The sequence below is a fragment of the Paenibacillus sp. AR247 genome (assembly GCF_002968895.1).
Lineage (GTDB): Bacteria > Bacillota > Bacilli > Paenibacillales > Paenibacillaceae > Paenibacillus_AQ > Paenibacillus_AQ favisporus.
On record NZ_PCZT01000074.1, the window covers coordinates 1 to 1,482 of the forward strand.

The following is a 1,482-nucleotide window of genomic DNA, read 5'->3' on the forward strand; positions in this document are numbered from 1 at the left end:
AAAACTTGGGCGAAAATCAATGCCTTGGAAGCGAGCCGGGGGTTCCGCAACAGTCCCTTCACCGGTAGAATGGATCTCTTGAAGCTGTGAATAGAATTGTCGTTTGGTTCCGCCAAGATCAACGACATAGCTCCCAGAGCCTTGTCGGCCTTCCAAGTACCCTTCGGCGATTAGCTGTTCAAACACGTCCACGATAAGTGCACGTGATACTCCGAATTCGTTTGCCAAATCCCGCGTCGATGGTAGTTTAACACCGGCTGCATAGACACCTTGAAATATCTGTTCGCGCAGCAAGGAATAGATTTGTTTGGTTTTAGTCTCAACTGTAGCAGGCGTGCGTGGAGGCATAAAGCATTTCTCCTTCATTTAAAATAAGTGGTATGCTGATTTTCAAATAAAAGTGGATCTGATTGAATCCAATTTTACATGCTAAAATGAATAATTACCAATACAAAGCTTGGGATAGAAGATGAACTGATGAACCTCCGAACCTTGTCCTATTCGGACTCGTGAACGAGGGACGTCCGAAATAGTGAAGCAAACTCAGCCTCAGGGAATACTGTCGAAGGCGGCGACTGGGTTCTGATACCGCCCTCTTTATGGCATCTATGTATTGAGGTCTACGATTAGTTTAATCGCACCTATACTAGAGGTCATTCGACGATATCTGGGCATGAATGCATTTGCTCCCAGTTTATTAACCTCTATCCTGATTCTTTGCATGGGCTTACTTTCGCCCGCTATCCATTCGACTCGTATCTATTCGACTCGGCAATCATACTTTGAACAGGGGATTGCCTGTTCACTGGTTATGATATAGTGTGTGGCATTTTTGCGTATGGTTGCGCATTCCGCTCCATGCTACTTCATACTGCTATTTTGGAACAAAACTTATCCCCTTCTGCCAGGATAAGGAAGCAGTCGAATGCCAGTGTGGCGTCTACCAGGTTTACGTTTTCGCCGATTCGGATATCAATTGCCTGTTAGGTCCAGGAAAGTATATACGCGACTGGGTATTCGAATAAAGGGCTGTAACATTTAAATATTTACAAACCAACCAAGGGAGAAGCATGGCAGCTTATCATGAATCCGTATCCCGTTGGCTAACACCATTTGGAGGCTCGATAATCAATGAACAAGCTCTGGTATTTATCGCAAATCAGCATCTTTGAAGAAATGTCGCAAGAAGAGATACGAGAGATCGATCAGTTAGATACCATCCATCATTTCAATTGGATTACAAAAAACACATTGGTCCAAACCCCCGAGTCCGCGCGTGAGGGACTCTACTTCGTCAAGGAGGGCAAGCTTAGACTCTATAAACTGAACGACAGCGGAAAACAGTTCACGCTTGGCATTCTTACAAGAGGAAATATATTCGGAGAGTTAAATTCATTCTCGTTCGGAACCAGGCAAGTATATATTGAAACGTTGGAATCATCGCTTCTTTGCACCATGTCCGAGCTTCAGTTCGAACGGCTG

General features: G+C 44.6%; 2 protein-coding genes. One reads left to right on the top strand and one right to left on the bottom strand.

The features are described 5' to 3' along the window. Window positions 1–348, bottom strand: a 348-nt coding sequence (locus tag CPT76_RS36000) for a GntR family transcriptional regulator (RefSeq protein WP_146116567.1), incomplete at its 3' end; no start/stop codon positions are given. A gap of 783 nt (window positions 349–1,131) precedes the next feature. On the opposite strand from CPT76_RS36000, the gene CPT76_RS36005 reads away from it, so the two are divergent. Next, the coding region (locus tag CPT76_RS36005; RefSeq protein WP_146116568.1) for a Crp/Fnr family transcriptional regulator at window positions 1,132–1,482 on the top strand (351 nt) is incomplete at its 3' end.